23 protein-coding genes and 1 riboswitch are annotated in these 23,882 nt (G+C 70.5%); of the genes, 11 read left to right on the forward strand and 12 right to left on the reverse strand.

Annotated features, from left to right (window positions below; all coding sequences use genetic code 11):
- The 3 genes from KME78_RS05785 to KME78_RS05795 all read right to left on the reverse strand — a co-directional run.
- On the reverse strand, positions 1-1,349 hold a 1,349-nt coding region (locus tag KME78_RS05785; protein WP_219527731.1), incomplete at its 3' end, for a S8 family serine peptidase.
- Entirely contained in the window at positions 1,346-2,359 is a 1,014-nt protein-coding gene (locus KME78_RS05790; RefSeq protein ID WP_219527732.1) for a hypothetical protein, read from the reverse strand. The genes KME78_RS05785 and KME78_RS05790, both read right to left, overlap by 4 nt.
- Before the next feature lie 193 nt (positions 2,360-2,552).
- Positions 2,553-3,359, reverse strand: a complete 807-nt coding sequence (locus tag KME78_RS05795) for an SAM hydrolase/SAM-dependent halogenase family protein (RefSeq protein ID WP_219527733.1) — start codon at positions 3,357-3,359, stop codon at positions 2,553-2,555.
- A gap of 116 nt (positions 3,360-3,475) precedes the next feature.
- On the opposite strand from KME78_RS05795, the gene KME78_RS05800 reads away from it, so the two are divergent.
- The 3 genes from KME78_RS05800 to KME78_RS05810 are packed head-to-tail and all read left to right on the forward strand — an operon-like array spanning position 3,476 to position 5,245.
- Complete coding sequence (locus KME78_RS05800) at positions 3,476-3,778, forward strand: DUF3263 domain-containing protein (RefSeq protein WP_214644527.1); 303 nt, start codon at positions 3,476-3,478, stop codon at positions 3,776-3,778.
- Between the two features lie 54 nt (positions 3,779-3,832).
- Positions 3,833-4,603 (forward strand): trehalose-phosphatase, encoded by a 771-nt coding sequence (gene otsB / locus KME78_RS05805; RefSeq protein WP_219527734.1) that lies wholly within the window; start codon positions 3,833-3,835, stop codon positions 4,601-4,603.
- A 51-nt stretch (positions 4,604-4,654) separates the two neighbouring features.
- Positions 4,655-5,245, forward strand: a complete 591-nt coding sequence (locus KME78_RS05810; protein ID WP_219527735.1) for a hypothetical protein — start codon at positions 4,655-4,657, stop codon at positions 5,243-5,245.
- Here KME78_RS05810 and KME78_RS05815 read toward each other — a convergent pair.
- Entirely contained in the window at positions 5,223-6,386 is a 1,164-nt protein-coding gene (locus tag KME78_RS05815) for an MFS transporter (RefSeq protein ID WP_219527736.1), read from the reverse strand. The genes KME78_RS05810 and KME78_RS05815 overlap by 23 nt on opposite strands.
- 1 nt (position 6,387) lies before the next feature.
- Positions 6,388-7,812, reverse strand: a complete 1,425-nt coding sequence (locus KME78_RS05820) for an alpha,alpha-trehalose-phosphate synthase (UDP-forming) (protein ID WP_219527737.1) — start codon at positions 7,810-7,812, stop codon at positions 6,388-6,390.
- A 31-nt stretch (positions 7,813-7,843) separates the two neighbouring features.
- Between KME78_RS05820 and KME78_RS05825 the strand changes: the two genes are divergently transcribed.
- The 5 genes from KME78_RS05825 (at position 7,844) to groL (ending at position 12,538) form a co-directional block, all read left to right on the forward strand.
- Positions 7,844-8,398 carry an RNA polymerase sigma factor gene (locus KME78_RS05825; protein WP_219527738.1) on the forward strand — a complete coding sequence of 185 codons (555 nt, stop codon included), beginning with the start codon at positions 7,844-7,846 and terminating at the stop codon, positions 8,396-8,398.
- Positions 8,399-8,477: 79 nt separating this feature from the next.
- A riboswitch (SAM riboswitch) is annotated at positions 8,478-8,618 on the forward strand.
- Between the two features lie 13 nt (positions 8,619-8,631).
- The gene (gene thrC / locus KME78_RS05830) at positions 8,632-9,864 is read left to right on the forward strand and encodes a threonine synthase (protein ID WP_219527739.1); all 1,233 of its coding nucleotides are present in this window, start codon (positions 8,632-8,634) and stop codon (positions 9,862-9,864) included.
- A 23-nt stretch (positions 9,865-9,887) separates the two neighbouring features.
- Positions 9,888-10,163 (forward strand): MoaD/ThiS family protein, encoded by a 276-nt coding sequence (locus KME78_RS05835; RefSeq protein WP_214644534.1) that lies wholly within the window; start codon positions 9,888-9,890, stop codon positions 10,161-10,163.
- Between the two features lie 239 nt (positions 10,164-10,402).
- A complete protein-coding gene (locus tag KME78_RS05840) occupies positions 10,403-10,603 on the forward strand; it encodes a cold-shock protein (protein WP_173525743.1) in 201 nt (66 codons plus the stop codon).
- Between the two features lie 309 nt (positions 10,604-10,912).
- Positions 10,913-12,538, forward strand: coding sequence for a chaperonin GroEL (gene groL / locus KME78_RS05845; RefSeq protein WP_219527740.1), 1,626 nt, complete (start codon positions 10,913-10,915; stop codon positions 12,536-12,538).
- An 80-nt stretch (positions 12,539-12,618) separates the two neighbouring features.
- Here the strand turns inward: groL and KME78_RS05850 are convergent, their stop codons facing one another.
- The 3 genes from KME78_RS05850 to KME78_RS05860 all read right to left on the reverse strand — a co-directional run bounded on the left by KME78_RS05850 (position 12,619) and on the right by KME78_RS05860 (position 15,659).
- Positions 12,619-13,050 (reverse strand): GNAT family N-acetyltransferase, encoded by a 432-nt coding sequence (locus KME78_RS05850; protein ID WP_246650532.1) that lies wholly within the window; start codon positions 13,048-13,050, stop codon positions 12,619-12,621.
- Positions 13,050-13,580: a YbhB/YbcL family Raf kinase inhibitor-like protein gene (locus KME78_RS05855; protein ID WP_308126820.1), complete on the reverse strand. Its 531-nt coding sequence runs from the start codon at positions 13,578-13,580 to the stop codon at positions 13,050-13,052. Before KME78_RS05855 ends, KME78_RS05850 begins: the two co-directional genes overlap by 1 nt.
- 78 nt (positions 13,581-13,658) lie before the next feature.
- The gene (locus KME78_RS05860) at positions 13,659-15,659 is read right to left on the reverse strand and encodes a HelD family protein (protein WP_219527742.1); all 2,001 of its coding nucleotides are present in this window, start codon (positions 15,657-15,659) and stop codon (positions 13,659-13,661) included.
- 112 nt (positions 15,660-15,771) lie between these two features.
- On the opposite strand from KME78_RS05860, the gene KME78_RS05865 reads away from it, so the two are divergent.
- Positions 15,772-16,107, forward strand: coding sequence for a hypothetical protein (locus KME78_RS05865; protein WP_219527743.1), 336 nt, complete (start codon positions 15,772-15,774; stop codon positions 16,105-16,107).
- A 215-nt stretch (positions 16,108-16,322) separates the two neighbouring features.
- On the opposite strand, the gene KME78_RS05870 is transcribed toward KME78_RS05865, so the two are convergent.
- Together KME78_RS05870 and KME78_RS05875 are read right to left on the reverse strand one after the other, a co-directional pair.
- A complete protein-coding gene (locus KME78_RS05870) occupies positions 16,323-17,975 on the reverse strand; it encodes a DNA repair helicase XPB (protein WP_219527744.1) in 1,653 nt (550 codons plus the stop codon).
- 62 nt (positions 17,976-18,037) lie between these two features.
- The gene (locus tag KME78_RS05875) at positions 18,038-18,400 is read right to left on the reverse strand and encodes a hypothetical protein (RefSeq protein ID WP_219527745.1); all 363 of its coding nucleotides are present in this window, start codon (positions 18,398-18,400) and stop codon (positions 18,038-18,040) included.
- A 124-nt stretch (positions 18,401-18,524) separates the two neighbouring features.
- Here KME78_RS05875 and KME78_RS05880 point away from each other — a divergent pair, with 124 nt between their 5' ends.
- Both KME78_RS05880 and KME78_RS05885 read left to right on the forward strand, forming a co-directional pair.
- Positions 18,525-19,028 carry a SigE family RNA polymerase sigma factor gene (locus KME78_RS05880; protein ID WP_308126821.1) on the forward strand — a complete coding sequence of 168 codons (504 nt, stop codon included), beginning with the start codon at positions 18,525-18,527 and terminating at the stop codon, positions 19,026-19,028.
- A 1-nt stretch (position 19,029) separates the two neighbouring features.
- Positions 19,030-19,950, forward strand: a complete 921-nt coding sequence (locus tag KME78_RS05885) for a hypothetical protein (RefSeq protein WP_219527746.1) — start codon at positions 19,030-19,032, stop codon at positions 19,948-19,950.
- Here KME78_RS05885 and KME78_RS05890 read toward each other — a convergent pair.
- Together KME78_RS05890 and KME78_RS05895 are read right to left on the reverse strand one after the other, a co-directional pair.
- Positions 19,947-21,425: an AMP-binding protein gene (locus KME78_RS05890; RefSeq protein WP_219527747.1), complete on the reverse strand. Its 1,479-nt coding sequence runs from the start codon at positions 21,423-21,425 to the stop codon at positions 19,947-19,949. The two genes, KME78_RS05885 and KME78_RS05890, sit on opposite strands and share 4 nt — an antisense overlap.
- Positions 21,426-21,456: 31 nt before the next feature.
- On the reverse strand, positions 21,457-23,853 hold the full coding sequence (locus tag KME78_RS05895; RefSeq protein ID WP_219527748.1) for a helicase-associated domain-containing protein: 2,397 nt from the start codon (positions 23,851-23,853) through the stop codon (positions 21,457-21,459).
- Positions 23,854-23,882 lie beyond the last annotated feature (29 nt).

Here is a 23,882-nt window from a genome sequence, read left to right on the forward strand (position 1 = left end):
GGCGGCCGGGAGACCGGGCCGTCGCCGAAGTAGCCGCCGGGGCCCACGCCGGCCGCGGCCGGCCTGGCGGCGGGACTGGCCAGGCGATCGGCCGCGCGCAGGGCGAGCAGCGCGTTGGCCACCCCGTGCCCGGACGCGCGGTTGTAGCCGTCGGCGGGCCGCCGCCTGGTGCCCAGCTCGATGGCCGTGCGTACGTGGTACGGCGACAGATCGGGGTGGGCCGCCTTGATCAGCGCGGCGATACCGGCCACCATGGCGGCGGCCGAACTCGTCCCGTCGCCCACCACGTACGAGTCGGCGCCGTCGGCGGTCACGATGCCCGTCCCCGGCGCGACCACCGAGAGGTAGTCCTGCCGGTTGGAGAACGCCGCCACCTCCAGCCGCCGGTCGACCGCGCCCACGGCGATCACGCCGGGGTAGGCGGCGGGGAAGTTCTTCCTGTTCGTGGTGTCGCCGTCGTTGCCGGAGGAGGCCACAAGCACGGCGCCGCGGCTGATCGCGTACTGGACGGCCTCCTCCTCGGCCGCCGAGCCCTCCCAGGCTCCGCTGCCGCCGCCGAGCGACATGCTGATCACGTCGGCGCCGTGGTCGACCGCGTAGCGGATGCCTCTGGCCAGGGCGTCGCGACCGCCGGCGCGCTGTTTCTCGCGGAGCGGGTCGCCGTTCTCCAGCGTGACCCTGATGGACAGCACACGGGCGGCGGGCGCGATCCCGATCACGCCGCTGTCCGCAGGGCCGCCTGCGGCAGTGCCGCTTCGCGCGGGGTCGCCGGCTGCGATGGCGCCGCTCTGTGCGGCGTCTCCCGTTGCCGGTCCGCTCGGTGTGGGGCCGCCCGTGGCTATGGCGCCGCTCTGTGCGGCGTCTCCCGTTGTCAAGGCGCTATGGCCGCTCTGTGCGACATCAGCCGTTGTCGAGGTGCTGTGGCCGCTCTGTGTGGCATCGCCCGTTTTCGGGGCGCGGTGGCCGTGACCGGCGATGAGGCTGGCCATGGCGGTGCCGTGGTGGCCCCACATGACCGGCACCCCGGCCTCGCCGGTCAGGTCGGGGCCGGCGATCACGGCGCCGGTCAGGTCGGGGTGGTGGGCGTTCACGCCGGTGTCGAGTACGGCCACCAAAACGCCGGCGCCCCTGCTCAGCCGCCACGCCTCCGGCAGGCGCAGCGTGGCGAGCTGCCACTGGGCGGCCCGCGCCACCGAGCCGACGTCGTCCGAGGCGGACGGCCCCGCCACGGCCACCAACAGCCCCGCCCCGAGCGGCCCGGCCACCAGGAAACCGGCCAGCAGCGACCCGGCCAGCGGTAGCCGCGCTGTGAGTGGCCTGATCAGGAGGGCGGCCAGTGGCCTGGTCATCTGGTCAGGCTCCCGTACAGGACCGTGGCCAGGCGGCGAGCGGTGTCTCCCAGGCGTCTGGCGGCGAAGTCGCCCGGCTTGTACGGTCGGCCGTCCGCGTATCCGGCGGCCGTCGCCACGACGTAGGTGTCGTTCGACGAGATCAGCGCGCCGGTGACGTACTGCGACTCGCCGAACCGCTCGGCCGGCCCATCGGGAAACGCCACGGGCCGCACGGTCGGCGGCCGTCCCACGACCGTCCCGGACCGGTCAACCGGCACATCGGCCTGCGCGCCGGCAGTCGCCCCCACCCCCGGTAAGCGCCTGGCGCCGGTCTCGGGCAGAGGACCGCCGGTCTCCGCCAGACGACCACCGCTGGTCTCCCGCCCCCGGCCCGGCAAGCACCTGGTCCCGGCGCCGGCCTCTGACGGCCCGCCGGGCAGGTGGCCTGTGTCGGTGTGTGACGGTCCACTGGTCGGGTGGTCGGTGTCGAGGTGTGACGGCCCGCCAGGCAGGTGGCCTGTGCCGATGTGTGACGATCCACTGGCCGGGCGGCCGGTGCCGGTCTCCGACGGCCCGCTGGGCAGGCGGACATTGCCGGGCTCCGACGACCCGGCAGACAGGCAGTCGGGCCGCGAAGCCCCGCCAGCCAGGCAGCCGCTGCCGGTCTCCGACGACCCGGCAGACAGGCGGCCGCCGCCGGTCTCCGGTGGCGCGCCGGATAGACCGCCGGTCTCCGGTGGCGCGCCGGGCAGGCCGAAGGCGGCCGGTGGGTGGGCGGCTGGGGTGGTCAGGACCGCGATGCCGACCGTCGCCACGAACGTCTGCGTGCTGTCCGCGTACGTGGCGCGTAACGCCGTGACGCACCCCCGCAGCAGTCGCAGGACCCCAGGCTGGAAGGCCACCCGGCAGGGGGCCTCTGGGGCGACGCCGGCCAGGACATAGGTCACGCGGGCCCCGGAAGGGCTGGTGCCGGGTACCGAGCCCGGGAACACCCTGGCCACCGGCCACGCGTGCCAGCGCTCCGGCACGGGTGGCTCCGCCGACGGCAGGGCCGCGAACAGTAAAGAGAGCAGCGCAACAGAAAAGGGGAACAACGTGCACCTCGCGGGCAGGGGAGGGGTCGCCCGATGCCCGTGCATTCTGACATGCGATCGCCGGTTCAATCTGACGCTTCGGTAAACAGACCGATACGCGGTGTAATTTACCTTTGGTGGCTTTCGTCTAAGGGGAGGGTGAAAGCCGTACATGGGCGCCGGGCGGCAGGCCGAGGCGCTGGGCCGCGTCACCCGAGTTCACCGCTATCGCGATCAGCCCCGCCGAGTCGGCGAAGGCCACCAGCTCGCCCGGCGGCACGGCCGCGAACGTCTCCCGGTACGGCAGGGCCAGCTGCCTGCGCCCCAGCCAGACCCCGAGCGTGTCGCCGGTCCGCACGCCCAGCGCGGCGAGGTCGCCCGCGGCGATCGACAACTGGGTGTTGCCATAGCGGTCGACCGAAACCACCTCGCCCTCGACGGAGCCTTCGCGCAGTTGCGAGGTCGGCTCCGGCAGCGAGACCAGCCGCGAGAGCGGAACCTCGGGCCCCAGGTCGGCCGGTTTGAGCCCGGCGCACAGCCGCCCGGCGACTGGCGAGAACACGTCCCGCCCGTGGAAGGTCGGCGAGACGGGGTGCAGGAAGTACTCGGCATTGCTGATCTCGTAGGCCGCCTGCGCCCCACCGCAGGCGCGCACGGCCCACGACAGGAGACCGTTGTCGGGGCCGATGAACACCCGTCCGCCCGCCTCCACGGCGACCGCCCGCCTGGCTCCGCCCGCGCCGGGGTCTACTGCCCCGATATGCACGCCCTTCGGGAGATATGGGATGGTCTGGGAGAGTATCGCGGCGCCGCGCCGTACATCGCCTGACGGGATCAGGTGGCACACGTCGATCACCCGGGCCTCGGGGGCGATCCCGGCTATCACTCCATGACAGGCCGCCACATAGCCATCTTCGAGCCCGTAGTCAGTGAGAAGTGTGATGACTGAGGTCACATTTCGTGACTGTACGTCTCTCAATCCGCCGTGAACACCCGCACTCCGCACATTACGATTGGCACGGGCCCGCGTTCCCACGATGTGATCGTCGCGCGCCCTGCGAGGAGGACACCATGGACACTGCACCGGTCAGCGGTGACAGTGCTGCCCAGGAACCGTCCCGACAGCCCCTCTCCGAACGCGATCTCGAACTCCTCGCCTTCGAGCGCCACTGGTGGCGTTACGCGGGTGCGAAGGAGCAGGCCATCAAGGAGACCTTCGGGTTCTCCGCCACCCGCTACTACCAACTCCTCGGCGAACTGATCGACCGGCCGGAGGCGCTCCAGCAGGATCCCATGCTGGTCAAACGGTTGCGCCGGCTGCGTTCCACCCGCCAGCGCGACCGCGCCGCCCGGCGGCTTGGCATGCGCCCCTGACCTGCTGGGTAAGGCAGGCGCGTGAAGAACATCAGACATACGGGATCACCCGGTATGGAAGCGATCCTGAAGGATCCGGCGGGAGCCGTGATCGGGCTCGACTTCGATGGCACCCTTTCGCCGATCGTGGCCGATCCCGCCGCCGCCAGGATCCATCCGGAAGCGCCCGCCGTCCTCGCCGAACTCGGCGGGCACGTCGGGGCGGTGGCGATCGTGACCGGCAGGCCGGTGGTCACGGCGCTGGAGCTCGGGCCTGGCCTGGCCGACGTGCCCGGCCTGGTGATTCTGGGGCATTACGGGTTCGAGCGCTGGGAGGACGGCCGGATCTCGGCGCCGCCACCCCCGCACGGCGTGCTCCAGGCCGAGGCGGAGCTGCAACTGCTGCTCGGCTCGCTCGGCGTGAAAGGCGCGACGATCGAGGACAAGGGCCGGGCGGTCGCCGTGCACACCAGGCGCAGCCCCGACCCCGAGGGCACGCTGGCGGCCCTGCGCGAGCCGCTGGCCGCGCTGGCGGACAAGCACGGGCTGGTCGTCGAGCCCGGCCGCCTGGTGCTCGAACTGCGGCCGCCGGGCATGGACAAGGGGCACGCGCTCGGTCTGTTCCTGGCCGAACGGGCTGCCCGGTCGGTCATGTTCGTCGGCGACGACCTCGGTGACCTGGCGGCCTTCGACGCGGTCAAGAACTCAGGGCTGCCGGGCGTGACCGTGTGCAGCGGCTCGGCCGAGGTGACCGCGCTGGCCGAGCGGGCCGACATCGTGGTGGACGGCCCCGACGGCGTGGTGGCCCTGCTGCGGGAGCTGGCTTCGGCCTACGGCCGGTCCTGAGTTTCAGCCGGTCCCAATCTGTCTGCAAGTACATGTCGGTACATTCGCGCAATGTCGAAGAGAAACCTTGCCGTGGCGGGTCTCGCCGTGGCCGCCGCCCTCCTCGTGGCAGCCGCCCCCGCCTCCGCGAGCGCCGCGAGTGCTACGAGCGCTGCCAGTCATCCGCTCAAGCTGCGCAACGGGCTGACGCTGTCCCTGCCGAGTTCATGGAAGGTGTACGGGAAGGGCGACTGGATCCACGTCGTCACCGGCAAGTGCGCCAAGCCCAAGGGGGCGTACTTCACTCCGGAATGCGATGGTTTCTGGGTGCTCGGGCCCGCAGCCGTCAAGGTGGGGCACGAGCTCAACCCGTACACGCCCGACCGGCCCTTCTACTCGGCGACCGATGTGGAGCCCTGCCCGCTCAACCACAAGTGGGGTCAGGTGCTCAACGGCGCGGCGGCGAAGGGGCTGCGTCAGGTCGGGCCCGGCCACAAGGCGTACTACCGCGCGTGGAAGGGCACCTGCGTCACCGGGACGGGCAAGGTGCGGGCCCGTTTCGTGCAGCGGGAGTGGTATCTGCCCAAGACCGGCGTGCTCGTCGTCGACGCATGGAACACCCCTGGCCTGTCCGGCGTACTCAAGCACGCGGTCTGGCGATGAGCACCCCGCCGGCGGCCAGGCAGATGAGGACGGGGACCAGCAGGAACGCGTTCCAGGTGCCGAAGCCGTCGGCGAGCGCGCCGAGCGCGAGCGGACCGACGGCCATCGCGGACCCGGCCCAGATCGGGGCCGCCGCGCCGGCCCGGTCCGGCCGGCCTCCGGAGTGCGTGATGAGCCCGGCCAGCGCGAGCGGGAAGTGCAGGGCGGCGCCGACCCCGCTGAGCGCGAGACCGGCGTAGGACAGGACGGGCACGGTGCTCAGCCAGAAGAGCAGCCAGCCCGCCGCGGTGACCGCCAGCGCGCCCAGGAACAGCCGCGCGGGTGGCAGGCGTAAGGCGAGGTACGCGCCGCCGAACCGGCCCGCGCCCAGCCCGGCGAGGAACGCGGTCAACCCGGTGGCCGCGGCGGCCGCGCTCAAACCGGTGCGCGCCGCGAACAGCTCGGCGGCCCACAGGTTGAACGTGAACTCCAGCGCCACGCAGCAGAACAGCACGCCGCCCGCCACATGGAAGCGCCAGCCGGGCCGCGCGGGCCGCTCACCGGTGGACGGGGCCGACACGGTCGTGGCCCGGGGCCAGACCCGCCCCAGGGTCAGGGCCAGCAGCGCGGTGAGCACCGGGGTGAGGAGCAGCGCGGCCCGCCAGCCGAGCGCGGTCTGCGCGATCGCGCTGAGCAGGAACGTCGCCGCCACGCCCACCACGACGCCGACGGCGTTCGCCTCGCTGATCGCGGCCGGGCCCGCCGGTCCGTGGTGCTCGCTGAGCGCGGCCATGGCGGTGTAGAGGGCCACCGAGCCGAAGCCGCCGGCCACGCCGTAGCCGAGCAGCGTCAGGGGCAGCGCGGAGGTGAGCACGACCAGGAGCACGCCCGCGTTCATCCCGGCGAGGCCGATCCAGGTGGTGACCCGCCTGCCGTAGCGCCTGGTGAGGAACGTGAGGGAGAGGCCGGCGAGTATCGTGCCCACGGCCATCGCGGTGCCGTGCAGGCCGGCGACCGTGCCGGAGGTCCGCTGGTCGAGGCGCAGGAGCGGCAGGGCGGCGCTCAGGCCGTAGATGAACGTGGCGAACGTGCCCAGCTGCAGGTAGATCAGCCAGGTCGGCCGGTCCCTGACCAGGCGGACGCCCTCTGAGATCGACGACATCCTAGGCCAGCGCGTCCAGCTGGGCGGCGAACCACTTCTGCGGCGGGAGCGCGGTGGCCGCGGCCTCCAGCAGCTCGCGGCGGCGCGTGCGCTCCTCCTCGGGCATCACCAGCGCGTCGTGCAGCGCGACGGCGGTGCCGGTCACGTCGTAGGGGTTGACCAGGAGCGCGTGCGCGCCCAGCTCGGCCGCCGCGCCCGCCTCGCGCGAGAGCACCAGCGCGGCCCGCGGCGACAGGATCGGGCCCTCCTTGGCCACCAGGTTCATGCCGTCGCGGATCGGGTTGACCAGCAGCACGTCGGCCAGCCGGTAGGCGGCCAGCGAGCGCGGGTAGTCGTCGTTGACGTTGAGTATCAGCGGCTCCCAGTCCTCGGTGCCGAACTCGTCCTCGATCTCCTGGGCGCAGCGCTGCACGGAGGCGGTGTATTCGCGGTATTCGGGCAGGTCGTGCCGACTGGGATAGGCGAACGCCAGGTGCACCACCCGGCCGTGCCACTCCGGATGCGCGAGCAGGAACTCCCGGTAGGCCACCAGCCCGCGGACGATGTTCTTGGACAGCTCGGTGCGGTCGATGCGGACGATCAGCCGGCGGTCGCCGACCTGCTCCCTGAGCGCGGCCATGTTGGACTCGACGTCGGGCTCGTGGGCTCGCTCCCACAGCGCCGCGCCGTCCACACCGAGGCCGTGCACGCCGATGTGGGTGGTCCTGCCCTCGTGCGTGACCGTACGGGCGGCCAGATCCACCTCGGCGCCCAGCAGGGCCCGGCAGCAGTCCATGAACGCGCCCGCCCAGCGTTCGGTGAGGAACCCGGCGTGGTCGGCGCCCAGGATGCCCTCCAGGACCTCGCGGGCGACCTCGTCGGGCAGCAGCGAGAAGTATTCGGGCGGCGCCCACGGCGTGTGGCTGAAGTGCGCGATGCGCAGGTCGGGCCGCTCGGCGCGGAGCATCGCCGGGGTCAGTGTGAGGTGGTAGTCCTGGACCATCACACGGGCCCCGTGCCCGGCCTCCTCGGCCAGGGCCAGCGCGAACGCGCCGTTGTAGTCGCGGTAGGACTCCCACTCCCGCTGGAACCTGGTGCCGAACAGCGGCGCGTTGGGGATGTCGTAGAGCAGGTGGTTGACGAACCACAGGGTGGAGTTGGCCACGGCGTTGTAGGCGCGGTGGAAGGTGGCCGGCGGGATGTCGAGCATCCGCAGCGCGCCCGTGTCGTAGCCGGCCTGGTCGAGCCGGCCGCCGGGCGCCTGGCGTACGGCGCCCCGGTCGCCGTCGGACAGGGCGGCGCAGATCCACAGCACGCCGTCGTCCTTCAAGACCCCGGAGAGGCCGGACACCAGCCCGCCACCACCGCGCTTCATGGTCAGGACACCGTCGTCGGAGACGGTGAACGAGACGGGTCCTCTGTTAGAGGCGACAAGGACGCTGTTCATTAAAGTTCCCTCCGACCATAGGATCCCAGCTATGGCGCTTGATGAGCTAACCGAGGAACTGGCCCGCTCCGCCGCTGCCGGAGATCATCGCGCACTCGGTGAGCTCCTGAGGCGGATCGAGCCGGACGTGATGCGGCACTGCGCCCGAATCCTCCCCTATCACCAGGATGCGGAGGAGGCGTCGCAGGACACCCTGCTCGCCGTTGCGCGCAACATCGGGCGCTTCGAGGGACGGGCCAGGTTCAGCACCTGGCTGCACATCGTGACGGCAAACTGCGCGCGTACGACATACCGCACGCTGAAGCGCCGCTCGGCCGAGCAGACCTCCGACGAGTTGCCCATGCAGAAGCCCGACGCGCGGCGGGTCAGTGTGATCGCCGGGTCGCGGCTCGACCTGCTCGACGCGATGGAGGCGCTGGAGGCCGACAAGCCCGACCTGGCCCAGGCGCTGGTGCTCCGTGACATCGTGCAGCTCGACTACAACGAGGTCGCCGAGCAGCTCGGCATCCCGCTCGGCACCGCCAAGTCACGCATCCACCAGGCGCGCAAATACGTTCAGGGCGTGCTGGGCGACGATTATCGCTGAGATCGTACGTCTCGCTTCGTGAGACGGACGGTCGCTTGACGGGCCTGGCCAGGTACAGTCAAAGCACACAACTGAATATTGCTCATCCAGAGGGGTGGAGGGACCGGCCCTGCGAAGCCCCGGCAACCCTCCCGGATTCAGACTCGCGACCTGGCGAGGCCGACCGGGACAGGTGCCAATTCCGGTCTGCGGTCAAGGTGGCCGCAGGCGAAGATGAGGGAAGGCCTCGCTTCATGTCGCTCGATTTCGGACCCGCCGTAGCCCTCTCCTGCCGCGAGTGCGGTGCCCGCTACGACCTCGGCCCCAGTTTCGCCTGTCTGGAGTGTTTCGGGCCGCTCGAAGCGGCCTACTCCTTCAATGGCGTCACCCGGAAGGACATCGAGTCCGGCCCCGCCAACATCTGGCGCTACCGCTCGCTGCTCCCCGTCCCCGTGGACGTCGCCACCAAGCCGAACATGAACCCCGGCTGGACCAAGCTCGTCAAGGCCGGCAACCTCGGCCGGGCGCTGGGCATCAAGTCCCTGTACGTCAAGGACGACTCGGGCAACCCCACCCACTCCTTCAAGGACCGGGTGGTGGCCATCGCCGTCGAGGCGGCCCGTAACTTCGGTTTCCACACCCTGTCGTGCTCGTCCACCGGCAACCTCGCGGGTGCGGTCACGGCCGCCGCCGCCAGGGCCGGGCTCGACGCCTGCGTGTTCATCCCCGCCGGTCTTGAGCAGGCCAAGATCGCGATGGCCCGGGTGTTCGGCGGCAAGCTGGTCGCCATCGACGGCTCCTACGACGAGGTCAACCGGTTCTGCTCCGAGCTCATCGGCGACCCGCTGGGCGACAAGTGGGGCTTCGTCAACGTCAACCTGCGGCCCTACTACGCCGAGGGCTCCAAGACGCTCGCCTACGAGATCGCCGAGCAGCTCGGCTGGCGCCTGCCCGAGCAGATCATCATCCCGGTGGCCTCCGGCTCCCAGCTCACGAAGATCGACAAGGGCTTCAAGGAGCTGGTCGCGCTCGGCCTGGTCGAGGACACGCCCTACAAGATCTTCGCCGCGCAGGCCAACGGCTGCTCGCCCGTGTCGACCGCGTACAAGGCCGGCCTCGACGTGGTCCAGCCGGTCAAGCCCGACACCATCGCCAAGTCGCTGGCCATCGGCAACCCCGCCGACGGCCCGTACGTGCTCGACATCGCCCGCCGCACGGGCGGGGCGGTGGAGGACGTCACCGACCCCGAGATCGTCGCCGCAATCAAGCTCCTGGCCTCGACGGAGGGCATCTTCGCCGAGACGGCCGGCGGCGTCACCGTGGGAGTGCTGAAGAAGCTCGTCGAGACCGGGCAGCTCGACCCGGAGGCGGAGACCGTGGTGCTCAACACCGGCGACGGGCTCAAGACGCTCGACGCCGTCGCCGACGACGCCGAGCCCACGGCAGTGATCCGGCCCTCTCTCGACGCGTTCCGCGCGGCTGTCTGACAACCAGGAAAGGCGAGTTAATCATGAGCGTTTCTGTGCGGATTCCCACCATTCTGCGCACCTACACCGGGGGTAACGCGGAAGTGAGCGGGGAGGGCGCGACCCTCCGCGACGTGCTGGCGAAGCTCGACTCCGACTACCCGGGGATCGGTGCGCGAATTCTGGATGAATCGGGCAAGATTCGTCGTTTTGTCAACGTTTACGTTGGCGAAGAGGATGTCCGTTTTGCCGATGGTCTTGACACGGCAGCCCCCGAAGGCACGCAGATCTCCATCATCCCGGCGGTCGCCGGAGGGTGACCACTCGCTCACATCAGAAGGCGCTCCCATCTGGGGCGCCTTCTGTTTTTTCCGACAATTCAAGGTTGAACTACTCACTCGCGGATGAAATGCGTAATTTGTAGATTGACTCTGTTGCCAAACGCTGTGCCACAGGTATGGTCGAGGGCGATCGCCTGGTTATATCTCCATAAGTCAGGCGATTGAGGGTCTCGCGGTCGAATGGGCGGGATCTATGAGCCCAGTAAGAGGAGTCGGAAGTGGCGCAGGGCACCGTCAAGTGGTTCAACGCGGACAAGGGCTACGGCTTCATCGCGGTAGACGGTGGTAAAGATGTATTCGTCCATTACTCAGCGATCATGATGGACGGCTATCGCTCCCTCGAACAAGGCCAGCGCGTCGAGTTCGAGATCACCCAGGGCCAGAAGGGCCCCCAAGCGGAGGCCGTACGAGCGGTCTGAATCACGAAGTTGGTAAGTACCGGCAGGTCGCACGGCTCCGCAGTCCGGGCGAAACCGCCACTCCTACTTCGTCGACTCGGTTACGGCGGGTCCATGACGGGCCCGCCGTACTGACTGACCTGGGCATGCTGGTGTCTCGGCTTGCACTCGGCAGGGTAGAGTGCTAAACAGTTCGTTGGCACTCTCTGTTCGAGAGTGCCAGCACTGGATCGGGACGATGGGGTCTGCCGAACGGAGATGCAGGCCCATGCCGTCGCGGGCGTCGGCTCGGTCCATTGAAGCCACCCTGCATCTGGGAGGTCTAGCCTTATGGCAGCCAAGATGATCGCGTTTGACGAGGACGCCCGGCGCGGTCTCGAGCGCGGCATGAACCAGCTAGCCGACGCCGTCAAGGTGACCTTGGGTCCCAAGGGCCGCAACGTCGTGCTGGAGAAGAAGTGGGGCGCTCCCACGATCACCAACGATGGTGTGTCCATCGCCAAGGAGATCGAGCTCGAGGACCCTTGGGAGAAGATCGGCGCCGAGCTGGTCAAGGAAGTCGCCAAGAAGACGGACGACGTCGCTGGTGACGGCACCACGACCGCCACGGTGCTGGCCCAGGCGCTGGTGCGCGAGGGTCTGCGCAACGTCGCCGCCGGCGCCAACCCGATGTCGCTGAAGAAGGGCATCGAGTCGGCGGTCGAGCGGGTCAGCGAGGAGCTGTCCAAGCTGGCCAAGGACGTGGAGACCAAGGAGCAGATCGCTTCGACCGCCTCCATCTCCGCCGCCGACCCCGAGATCGGCGCGCTCATCGCCGAGGCGATGGACAAGGTCGGCAAGGAAGGCGTCATCACCGTCGAGGAGAGCAACACCTTCGGCCTCGAGCTCGAGCTCACCGAGGGCATGCGCTTCGACAAGGGCATGACGTCGATGTACTTCGTCACGGACTCCGACCGCATGGAGGCCGTGCTCGAGGACCCCTACATCCTCATCGTCAACTCCAAGGTCTCGGCCAACAAGGACCTGCTGCCGCTGCTCGACAAGGTCGTGCAGTCGGGCAAGCCGCTGCTGATCATCGCCGAGGACGTCGAGGGCGAGGCCCTGGCGACCCTGGTGGTCAACAAGATCCGCGGCCTGTTCCGCTCCGTGGCCGTCAAGGCCCCGGGCTTCGGTGACCGCCGCAAGGCGATGCTGGGCGACATCGCGATCCTGGCCGGTGGCCAGGTCATCGCCGAGGAGGTCGGTCTCAAGCTCGAGAACGCCACCCTCGACCTGCTCGGCCGTGCCCGCAAGGTCGTCGTGACCAAGGACGAGACCACCATCGTCGACGGCGCCGGTGACCCCGACGCGATCGCCGGCCGGGTCAACGAGATCCGCGCCGAGATCGACCGGACCGACTCCGACTACGACCGCGAGAAGCTCCAGGAGCGGCTGGCCAAGCTGGCCGGCGGCGTGGCCGTCATCAAGGCCGGTGCCGCGACCGAGGTCGAGCTCAAGGAGCGCAAGCACCGCATCGAGGACGCCGTTCGCAACGCGAAGGCGGCCGTCGAGGAGGGCATCGTCCCCGGCGGTGGCGTGGCGCTGCTGCAGGCGGGCGCCAAGGCGTTCGACAAGCTCGAGCTCAACGGCGACGAGGCCACCGGTGCCGCGATCGTCCGCAAGGCGCTCGAGGAGCCGCTGAAGCAGATCGCCGTCAACGCCGGCCTCGAGGGCGGCGTCGTGGTGGAGAAGGTCCGCAACCTGACCCCGGGTGAGGGCCTCAACGCCGCTTCGGGCGAGTACGTCAACATGTTCGAGTCGGGCATCATCGACCCGGCCAAGGTGACGCGCTCGGCGCTGCAGAACGCCGCTTCCATCGCGGCGCTCTTCCTCACCACCGAGGCGGTCATCGCCGAGAAGCCCGAGAAGACCCCTGCCGCCCCGGCCATGCCGGGTGGCGGAGACATGGACTTCTAAGGTCGCTTTTCATCAGACCGGCCCGGGCGCGTGTTGCCCGGGCCGGTCTGTGTTTTGTGGGGAAGAGCCGTACAAGATGGTCACTTAAGGGGTTTGACCCAGCGCGACCAGATGGGCTGCGGCGTGTAGCCCGCGGCGGACCAGGCCCCCTGGGCGGAGACGTTGGCGTCCAGGACCATCGCGTCGGCGCGGAAGGCGCCCAAGGCGGTGAAGCGGGACTCGGCCTCGGCCAGGAGCGTGGTGGCGATGCCCTTGCGCCGGTGGGACGGGTGGACGGCGAGGCGATAGAGGTGCGCTCGCCAGCCGTCCCAGCCCGCGATGAGCGTGCCTATCAGCTGCCCGTCGAGCTCGGCGAGGAGCAGGGCCTCAGGGTCGCGTTCGATCAGCGCGACCACCTTGTCGGGCGAGTCGCGTCGGTCGGTGCCCTCGGCGGCCAGGAGCCAGAAGTCGAGCACCGCGGGTACGTCTTCGAGCTCGGCGTAGCGGATCTTCATCCCGGAATCGACGGCCATCAGACGCCGAAGTGGGCGACGATGTGGCCACGCGCGAGCGTGTTGGCGGTGATGTTGAAGCCGACCACCGCCGGGCTGGCGTCACTGGGGACGCCCAGCTCCGGCACACCCAGCGCGTGCACCGTGTAGACGTAGCGGTGCGGGTCGCCGGGCGGGGGAGCGGCGCCCCCGTACTCCTTGCTGCCGTAGTCGTTGCGCGCGTGCGTCGCCCCCGCGGGCAGGCCCTTGAACTCGGGGGCGGTGCCCGCGCCCGTGGGCAGCTCGGTGACGGAGGCCGGGATGTCGAAGAGCACCCAGTGCCAGAACCCGCTGCCCGTGGGCGCGTCGGGGTCGTAGCAGGTCACGGCGTAGCTCTGGGTCTCGGCCGGGGCACCGGACCACTGCAATTGAGGTGACAGGTTCTGGCCGGTCATGCCCCAGTCGTTGAAGACATGGAGGTCCCCCAGCCTCTCCCCGTCCGTGATGTCGTTGCTCTGGACCGTGAGCGCGGGGACCGACGGCAGGTATTCGTGTGGAAGCGGTGCGGGCACGGCGTCCTCCTTGGTTGAGATCCTCCTCGCCATCCTAGGAGTGCCCCGGGCTCGGGAGACGACGCGCCCGCTCGCGGGTCAGGCGGTCAGCTGGGCGGGCAGTGCCTTCCCGTGCAGGACGGTGAGCGAAGTGACCGCGCGGGTGAGCACCACGTACAGCCTGGCCAGGCCGCGGGGCTCGGCCGCCACGATGTCGGCCGGCTCGACGACGATCACGTGGTCATACTCCAGGCCCTTGGCCAGCGTCGCCGGGACGATCAGCAGCCGGTGCTCCTCGGTCGCGTCGGGGTCGAGCACGGCGTGGGCGAGCCCGTCGAGCTGCCGTGACACCTCCTCCACCAGCGAGTCGGGCACGATCACGCCGATCGAGCCCTCCCTTGCCAGGGCCTCGCGAACAGCGTCGGCGACCGCGCCGCCGGGGCGTACCGACAGCGAGCCCGCGCCGGGACGCAGCGAGCGCGGCGGAGCCAGCGCCGGGGCGATCGACGGCAGCAGGCGGGCTGCGTAGTCGAGCACCTCGCGCGGCACGCGGAAGCCCAGCGTCAGCTCGGTGACCTCGCCTTCGTCCTGGCCCAGGTGTTTGAGCACGGTCTCCCACGAGCTCGTGGACCACGGGGTGGTGCCCTGGGCGAGATCGCCGAGCACGGTGGCCGAGCCGTTGCGGCAGCGCCGGCCGAGCGCGCGCAGCTGCATCTCCGACAGGTCCTGCGCCTCGTCGACGACCAGGTGGCCGAGCGAGGGCGTGCGTTCGATCAGGTCGCCGAGCTCGTCGAGCAGCGCGGCGTCGGCCGCCGACCACTTCGCGGACTTCCAGCCTCGGTACGGCTTCCGCCAGAGCAGCTCCTGCTGCTCTTCGGGCGACAAATCGGATTTGGCGGCTTGGGCGAGGAAGCCGGGGTCCGAGAGGAGCTTGAAGAGGACCTGCTGCGGCACCAGTTTGGGCCAGACCGCGTCGACGAGCTGCTTGACCGGCTTGGACCTGGCCACGGCGTCCTGCACCCGGTCGTCTGGTGACTCCCCGCGCTGCTCCATGCGTACGAGCACCATGTGCGCGAGCCGCTGCGCCAGCGCCGCCCGGCCGGGCCCGTAGCGGGTGGTGCCGCGCAGCGAGGCGACGATCTCGCGTACCTCGTAGTCGGCCACCCGGAAGCGGTAGGCGCCCTTGCTGTAGACGACGCCCTCCTCCGGCTTCACGATGTGCAGCCACAGCGCCCGCTCCAGCACGGCGGCCATGCGGGCGTCGCCCTTCAGCGCCGACACCATCGCCTCCTCCGGCGTGGCGTGCTCGCCGAGCAGGCCCGCGACCGTGGTCTGGTCGACCTTGACCTCGCCGAGCGCGGGGAGCACGGAGGAGATGTAGGACAGGAAGGCCCGGTTGGGGCCGACGATCATCACGCCCGACCTGGCCAGCCGCTCGCGGTGGGTGAACAGCAGGTACGCGGCCCGGTGCAGGCCGACGGCGGTCTTCCCGGTGCCCGGCGCACCCTGGACGCAGACGGTCTGGGTGAGCGTGGCACGGACGATCTCGTCCTGGTCGGGCTGGATCGTGGCCACGATGTCGCGCATCGGGCCGGTGCGCGGGCGCTCGATCTCCTCGGTCAGGATCTTCGAGGGGCCGATGTCGCCGCCCTCGCCGAGCGGTTCGTCCTCGAACGCGGTCAGCAGGCCGCCGTGGTAGCCGAACCGGCGCCGCCGGGCGACGTTCATCGGATCGGCGGGGCTGGCCTGGTAGAACGCCCGGGACACCGGCGCGCGCCAGTCGATCACCAGCGGGCGGCTGGTGCCGTCGTGCACGTGGCGGCGGCCGACGTAGATCGTGCCGGGCAGGTCGTCATCCGCCGAGCGGTCGAGGCGACCGAAGAACAGTGGGGTGTCGGGGTGGTCGGCCAGCGCGGCCACCCGCTTGTCGAGCAGCGACTGCAGGATCTGCTGCGACACCCAGTCGCCGGCCGCGTCGGCCGACAGTGATTGGGCGTGCAGGCGCATGGCCTGCAGCGCGGCTCTCGACTCGGCCAGGTGGGCCTGCTCGGCGGCGAGGACGTCGGCGGGTATGTCGGGGGCCAACTGGTGTGCGGGCATGCGGAAGTGCCTCCCTGGTCAGAGAAACGGAGGTGGTGTAGGCAGCGAATCGACCAGTTTAGTGGGGCGCCCGGCAGGCTTCCACAGCATTTACCCGGGGTAGAGAGAGACCATGGCAAGGGTACGGATCGGGATCTCTCCGATCATTCCGACGGTCGCCAGCTTCTTGCTGGCGGCGTTGTGGGCCTTGTCGGTGTTCGCGGGGTGGGGGCTGGAGGCGTTCTGCGCGGGTGGCGAGTCCGCGTCGGCCTGCTCTCAACGGCTCGATTCGGTCTCGACGGTGTCCGGATTGTTCGCCGTGGCCGCCGCCTGCTGCACGGCCGCCGCCTGGCTGGCGCCCTCGGCCAGAAACGATCCACGGGTGTTCACCCGATTCATGGGCGTGAGTGTGGCCGCCTGGATCGCTGCCGAAGGGGTGCTCTTCCTGGGCGGCATGCTTGCAAGATAACGACAACCTGCCAATAACCGAGAATTCGGGCATATCAGGTGGATTTGTCGGATCATGGGGGTATGTCGCTGGCTACTTGAGAGGTGCGGCGGCGATAGCACGCTGGTGAGGGGGGTGGTTCGATTGTCGACAGCCCGCGGAGTCTCGTGGACGTAATCGACGTCGGAGCCTGGCCGCTCGGAGGGTGAGCGGCCGGGCCTTCGCCTCAGGTAGCTCTACACGCCGCCGAGCACGTCGTCGGCGTCGATGATCTGGTACGCGTAACCCTGCTCGGCCAGGAACCGCTGCCGGTGCGCCGCGAACTCCTGATCGACCGTGTCCCTGCTGACCACCGTGTAGAAGCGGGCGCCGCCGCCGTCGGCCTTGGGCCGCAGCACCCGGCCGAGCCGCTGCGCCTCCTCCTGGCGCGACCCGAACGTGCCCGACACCTGGATGGCCACGGCCGCCTCGGGCAGGTCGATGGAGAAGTTCGCCACCTTGGACACGACCAGGACCTGGATCTCCTTGTCACGGAAGGCCTGGTAGAGCCGCTCGCGCTCCTTGATCCGGGTCTCGCCCTTGATCACCGGCGCGTTGAGGTGCTCGCCCAGCTCGTCGAGCTGGTCGATGTACTGGCCGATGACCAGCACCTGCTCGCCCAGGTGCCGGCGGACCAGCGCCTCGGTCACGCGGGTCTTGGACGGCGTGGTGGCGCAGAACCGGTAGCGCTCCTCGGACTCGGCCATCGCGTACGCCAGCCGTTCCTCGTCCGTGAGGGTGACCCGGACCTCCACGCAGTCGGCGGGGGCGATCCAGCCCTGGTTCTCCATCTCCTTCCAGGGCGCGTCATAGCGCTTGGGGCCGATCAGCGAGAACACGTCGCCCTCGCGGCCGTCCTCGCGCACCAGCGTGGCGGTCAGCCCGACGCGCCTGCGGGCCTGCAGGTCGGCGGTCATCCGGAAGATCGGCGCGGGCAGCAGGTGCACCTCGTCGTAGACGACCAGGCCCCAGTCGCGCGCGTCGAACAGCTCCAGATGGGTGTATACGCCCTTCCGCCTGGTCGTCATCACCTGGTAGGTGGCGATGGTGACCGGGCGGATCTCCTTCTTGCTGCCGGAGTATTCGCCGATCTCGTCCTCGGTCAGGGAGGTGCGCTTGAGCAGCTCCTGCTTCCACTGGTGCGCGCTCACCGTGTTGGTGACCAGGATCAGCGTGGTGGCCTGGGCGTGCGCCATCGCGGCCGCGCCGACGATCGTCTTGCCGGCCCCACAGGGCAGCACGACCACGCCGGAGCCGCCGTGCCAGAAGGAGTCGGCCGCGTCCTGCTGGTAGGGCCGCAGGCTCCAGCCCTCCTGCACCAGCTCGATCTTGTGGTGCTCGCCGTCGACGTAGCCCGCGAGGTCCTCCGCGGGCCAGCCCAGCTTGAGCAGCGCCTGCTTGACGTTGCCGCGGTCGCTCGGGTGCACGGCCACCGAGTCGCCGCTGAGCCGTTCGCCCAGCATGGGCTGGATCTTCTTGGACCGCAGCACCTCTTCGAGCACGGCCCGGTCGGTGGAGGTCAGGACCAGGCCGTTGACCGGGTCCTTCTCCAGCTTGAGCCGGCCATAGCGGTCCATGGTCTCGGCGATGTCCACCAGCAGCGCGTGGGGCACCGGGTAGCGGCTGAAGCTGATCAGCGCGTCGATGACCTGCTCGGCGTCGTGCCCGGCCGCGCGCGCGTTCCACAGCGCCAGCGGGGTGACGCGGTAGGTGTGCACGTGTTCGGGGGCGCGCTCGAGCTCGGCGAACGGGGCGATGGCCTTGCGGCAGTCGCCGGCGTTCTCATGATCGACTTCGAGGAGCAGCGTCTTGTCCGACTGGACGATGAGCGGGCCGTCGTTCACGGACATCCCTTCTACGGTTGACGCCTATCCAACACACGCGACGGCAAGAACAGTCCCCGAACAGGTAATCAGTCGTCGAGATAGCCGTTGACGCCGAGGAAGACGAAGGTGGCGAGCGTCAGTGCGAAGCCCACCCCGAACAGCGTCCAGCTCCATACGAGCAGGTGCTTGGCACTGGCCGGCTCCGTGCTCGACCGGCCGAGCGCCAGACCCGCGAGGACGGCTCCGGGGATGGCCAGGATGTTGCAGCAGCTGACGATCGCGAGCAGATTGAGCACCAGCGCGACGATGGCGGTGGCCCTCGGGCCCTCGGACGGCCGAGGTGGCGGGGGATAGCCGTAGCCGTAGCCGTGGTGCGGTGGCGGCTGCTGGCCGTAGGGTGCGCCGTAGGGCTGGTACGGATATTCGCCCGATGGATCTTGCTGGCTCATGCCACCTCCCAACAGGTCAACATTTATCACGGAATGGCCACGCGCCCGGCCGGGTCTGCGGTCACGCCATAGATATGGACCCTCTCACACGTCTCTAGAGGGCGAGACCCCAGAGCAGGGAGGCGTGTTGCACCCGGATGACCTACGAGTCTTCACGGCGTTCGTCACGACGCGATCAGACAGCCTCATTCGTCTGGCGTACGTGCTCACCGGCGACCAGTACGCCGCTGAGGATCTGCTCCAGAGCGCGCTGGCCAGGACCGCGGACCGATGGCGGAGCATCAGGGGCGATCCTGAGGCGTACGTCCGGCGGGTCATGTACCACGAGCAGGTCGGCCGGTGGCGCAGCCCGCGCTGGGGCCGCGAGCGCGTGGTCGAGGCGCCGCCCGAGCGGATCGCCGGCGACGACACCGCGCAGGTCGACGACCGGCTCACGCTCGAACAGGCGCTGCGCCGGCTGCCCGCCAAGAAGCGGGCCGTGCTGGTCCTGCGTTACTTCGAGGACCTGCCGGAGTCCGACGTCGCCCGGATCATGGGGTGCTCGATCGGCACCGTACGAAGCCAGACCCACCAGGCCGTGAAGCGGCTGCGCGGGCTGGTGGGCGAACCCGTCAATCTGGAGGCCTGAGATGCCAGTCGACGAACGTTCGGTCGCCGAGGCCCTGACCAGGCTGGCCGACCGGGCCCGGCCCGTGGATCCCGAGCTGCTGCTGACGCGTGTCCTACGGAGGCGGACACGGTTGCGGTGGCCGAGATGGGGGCTGGCCATGGCGGCGGCGGCCTGTGTGGTGGCCATCGGGTGGGTGGCGCTGCGAGTGCACGACGCGACCGCTCCCGCGGCCTCTCCCACGAGCACACCGCCGGCGAGCACGGTGCCCTCGGCGAGCGCGCGGTCCACGACCCTGCCCCCCGCCGCGCACGTCCCGGACATCCCCGGCCTGCCGCGGAACACGGTCGCGCAGTTCGCGACCGTCGAGGACTGCATGCCCAAGGGCGGTCCGGTGCACAGCATGGACGGCGACCGGCGGCTGACCCAGTACGGAGGCGTGAAGGATTACCGCTGGCTCGTGGAGGCCAAGGACAAACTAGGGGTGACGCGGCTGGTCGGCAGCCGAAAGGGATTCGTGCTGTGCACGCCGGGCATCCGGCTGGTCAGCTATCCGACGGATCCGATCTTCTCCTACTGGGGCGGTGACCCACCCGGCAAGCCGGCCCTGCGCGGGGCGATCAGCATCGACGCCTACGACGGCCAGATGCAGTCGGAGATCAACCCGGGCCGGGACGGCGACCCGTACTTCCTGGTGGTGGCAGGGAGGGTCGCTCCGCAGGCGACCCGGGTGGAGGTCGAGTGGGCGGACGGGCGGAAGATGGCGGCCAACGTGCGGAACGGCTTCTACATCGGCCGGATCCGGGTGTATCCCGACAAGAAGGGCACCTATCGCCCGGCCGTGCTGAGCAAGGTGACCGCCTATGACTCAGGCGGGCGGGCGCTGGGCGAGGCCAAGGGCATCCCGTGGGGGTCGACGGGAACCCTCGACGCGGACGACTAACCGAGCCTCGACCGCAGCGCCTTGCGGTCGAGCTTGAGCACGCTCGTGACCGGGATCGAGTCGACGAACATCACCTCACGGGGATACTTCACCCGGCCGACCCGGTCACGGGCCCAGGTCATCAGCTCGTCGGCGGTGACCGTGGCGCCCGGCTTGAGCTGCACGAAGGCCACGACCTCCTCGCCGACGCGCGGGTCGGGACGGCCCACGACGCCGGAGATCACCACGTCGGGGTGCTCGTTGAGCGCGTCCTCGACGTCACGCGGGAAGACGTTGAACCCGCCACGGATGATGAGATCCTTCTTCCTGTCGACGACATAGAGGTAGCCGTCGTCATCCACGCAGCCGAGGTCGCCGGTACGCAGCTCGTCCCCGGTCAGCGCGGTGTCGGCGGAGTCCGTGGCCTGCTCACCCCAGTAGCCGAGCATCAGCGAGTCACCGCTGACGCAGATCTCCCCGACGTCCCCCGGCTCGGCCTTGTCGCCCGAGGAGTCGCGGATCGTGATCGTGTAGCCGGGCAGCGGCAGGCCCACACTGCCGATCCGGCGCCGGCCCGGCGGGTTGAACGTCGTCACGGCGCTGGTCTCGGTCATCCCGTAGCCTTCGAGTATCTGCACGCCGGGCATCCGGCGCTCGAACTCCTCCAGCGTCTCCCGGCCGAGCGGCGCCGCCCCGCAGGTGAGAAAGGCCAGGTCGGGCAGGGGGTGCGACTCCAGGGGCTCGGCCAGCAGCATCTGGAGCATGGCGGGCACGACCGCTCCGAACTGGGCGCGCTGCGCGGCGGACAGCTCCAGGAACGCCTTCGGGTCGAACCAGCGCATCAGCACCGCCTGCTGCGGCTCCGTGGCGTGCATCCCGGCGACGGTGAGGATCAGCCCGTACGCGTGGGAGAGGGGCACCGGCACTATCGCGCGATTTTTCCCCTCTTGATGGGACATTTCGTAGGCGTCCTTGGCCACCTGCCAGAGCCCGCGATGGCTCAGCATGACACCCTTGGCCAGGCCGGTCGTGCCTCCGGTGTACATGAGCGCGGCCAGATCGGTGGCGTCCCGCTCGACGGGCCCCCGCTCGGCCGCCCGCTCCAGCTCCTCCGTGTCCACAAATATCGGGACCTGTACGTCGGTGGCCCGGACCGTCTCCACCAGCTCGGGCGAGGTGACGACGGCGGTGGCGCCGCTGTCGACCAGGATGTGCCGCAGCTCCTCCGCCCCCACCAGGAACACCACGGGCGTCACCACCGCACCGGCCGCCCAGATCGCCTGGTAGATCAGGCCCACCTCCGGCGAGTTGGCCATCATCACCACGACCCGGTCGCCGGGCCGTACGCCCGCCTCGGCCAGCCCGCCGCAGACCTTGCGCGCCCGCTCGGCCAGCGCGTGGCCGCGGTGCCAGACCCCCTCGTAATAGACCGCGTCGAAGTCGTCGAACCTGCCCCAAGACTCCTCGGCCAACCGGCCCAACGTCAGCTCGCTCACGGTCCCAACCTCGCCTGATCAACACCTGACGTCAAGACAGGTCGGCGACCCCGGTGATGCGATGGAGCGCGAAGCGGTGGACGGCGGCCCTGGTCTCGTCGTACGCCGTCAGGTAGCCGCCCTCCATCCGGGCGGGCTCCAGGATGCGCGAGGTGGCGTTGCCCTGGGAGTCGAGGTAGCCGATCCAGACGCGTACGCCCTGCCTGATCGCCTCCTGCAGCGCCGAGATCGTGGCGGTCGCCGGGCCGCGCGGGATCTGGCCGTCGGGGGCGTCGGCGGGCTCGCGCCGCGTCAGGTGGGCCGCGTCGCCCGCCCGCAGCGCGCGTACGGCGGCGGCCGTCACCTCGGCGTCGAGGCCGTTGGGCGGGGGTACGGACCGGGCCGGCGGCAGGCCCTCGGTGCGCCTCTTGTCGAGCTGGGAAATGATCACATCGCCGTCGAGCGACTCGGCCACCGGGGCGTACCCCATCGCCCGCAGCCCGTCGACCAGCGCGGCGCGCGAGGAGCGGGAGGCGATGACCGTCGGAGCCAGCCTGCGCAGGCGGAGCGCGGCCGCGCGCCGGTCGGCGGTGATCTGGTCGAGCAGGGCCGGGTCGTCGCAGCGGACGTAGGCACTGGCGGTGCCGACCCTGATCCGCCCGTGACGGCGGGCCACGTCGGCGACCAGGTACGACAGCGCCTGCGGGACCGGCGTCGCCGAGTGGCGCTCCAGCATGGCCAGCAGCTCCTCGGCTCCCTGGCCCGCGTCGAGCGCGCGGCGGATCGAGCCCTCGCCGAACCGGTAGACGGTCGCGCCCCCCTTGGACTCGACGTCGGCGGCCAGCGTCATCCAGCGGTTCAGCTCGCTGGTCAGCGGACCGGGCGCGACGGCGGTCAGGTCGGCCTGGAGCAGCACGTGATCGACCGGCTCGGGCAGCAGCGGCGCCAGCACCGAGGCGGCGTCCTCGCCGGCCAGCAGCGCCCGGCCGTGTCCCGACAGCACGCCGAGCCCGGTGACGCCGACCTGCTCGGCCTCCCGCAGCGCGAACTCCGTCAGCTGCTCCCGCAGCGGCCCGCGGCGGCGCGGCTGCTCCCACGCCAGCCGATCGAACACGGACGCGCGCGTGGGCGCCAGCCCGGGCGCCGACGCGAGCACGCCCAGCGCCGCCGACCGCACGGCCGGCGCGGACGAGCGGCGCAGGTCGGTGTGCAGCGCGTTGAGCGGCCGGTCACGGTCGTCGCGCTCGCCGACCAGGCCGGGGACGCGGTCGGTGTGCAGCCAGGTGAGCGCCAGCGCCGCCCACCGGTCGGCGGTCGGCCGGATCCGCCACAGGTCGTAGCCGGTGGTGGGCAGCCACTCGCCGTCGACGTTGCCGCCCGCCGCGATCAGCCCGGCCGCGTGCGCGACCTCCACGGTCAGCGCGGCGGCCCACTCGGGCACGTCCAGCTCGGTCGCGGTGCGCTTCAGATCGCGTACGCCCAGCCCGCCGGTACGCAGCACGCCCGGCGGCTCGGCGCTCCACCGCTCGCACAGCTCCTCGACCGTCCGCACGAACGTGAACGCCTGCCCCGCCGCCGTGCGATCGGCCAGCTTCTGGTCCCGCGTGGCCCCTTCCAGGGCCGGAGGTACGGCGTACAGGTCCCGGTGTACGAGGCCGTTACGCAGGTGAAGGCCCACCTCCCGAGGCAGGGCCACGCTCTCCTCACCCGTCGCCGCCAGCAGGCCGCGGGCGAGCAGCTGCTCGATGGGCGAGCGGGCGGAGGCGATCCGCACCTCGCGCCTGGCGTTGGGCACCCGGCCTGTCGGCGGCCCCCAGGTGAGCTGGTCGAGCGCCGCCCTGGCCTCGGGCGAGACCTCCTCGATCAGCTTTCCGGGGTGGATCAGGGCGGCGGCCAGACGTTCCTTGCCGGAGCCCTTGGTGCCCGGCGCGATGTCGTCGGCCATCTCCTCCAGCTGCTCGGGCGCGTGGTGCCGGAACGCCTCGACCGCAGGGGGGCCGAGCCCCGCCGGGTCGTCGAGCACCTTCCGTACGCCGGGGGCCAGGCCGAGCGCGGTGTCGGGGCCGTAGACGAGGGCCAGGTCGCGCAGGTGGTCGAGCGCCGTCGACAGCGCGGGCTCCGGCTTGCCGGTCGCGAGCGCGCCACGGATCAGCTCGCGCAGGGTGGCCTTGGTGATGGGCTCCGGTCGTACGGGCTGCGTTTCGGCGTGCGCTGTTTCCGCCTGCGCTGTCGCGGTGGCGCGCGTTTCAGCGACGGCCAGCGTTTCGAGGACGGCGAGCGTGAAGCGGTCGAGCCGGTCGAGCGCACGGCCGATCGCCGAAGGGCTGCCCGCCCGTACGGCGAGGCCCTCCAGATGTGCGGGCACCGGGGTGATCAGCTCGGGACGCGCGGAGACCAGCGCCCGCAGCTGCTCGTCGGTGCGCCCCCTGATCCACTCCGTGAACTCCATCGTTGCCATGGTATGTCCACCCTGATTGG

It is taken from the genome of Nonomuraea guangzhouensis, from assembly GCF_019396345.1.
In the GTDB taxonomy this organism is placed as follows: Bacteria; Actinomycetota; Actinomycetes; order Streptosporangiales; family Streptosporangiaceae; genus Nonomuraea; species Nonomuraea guangzhouensis.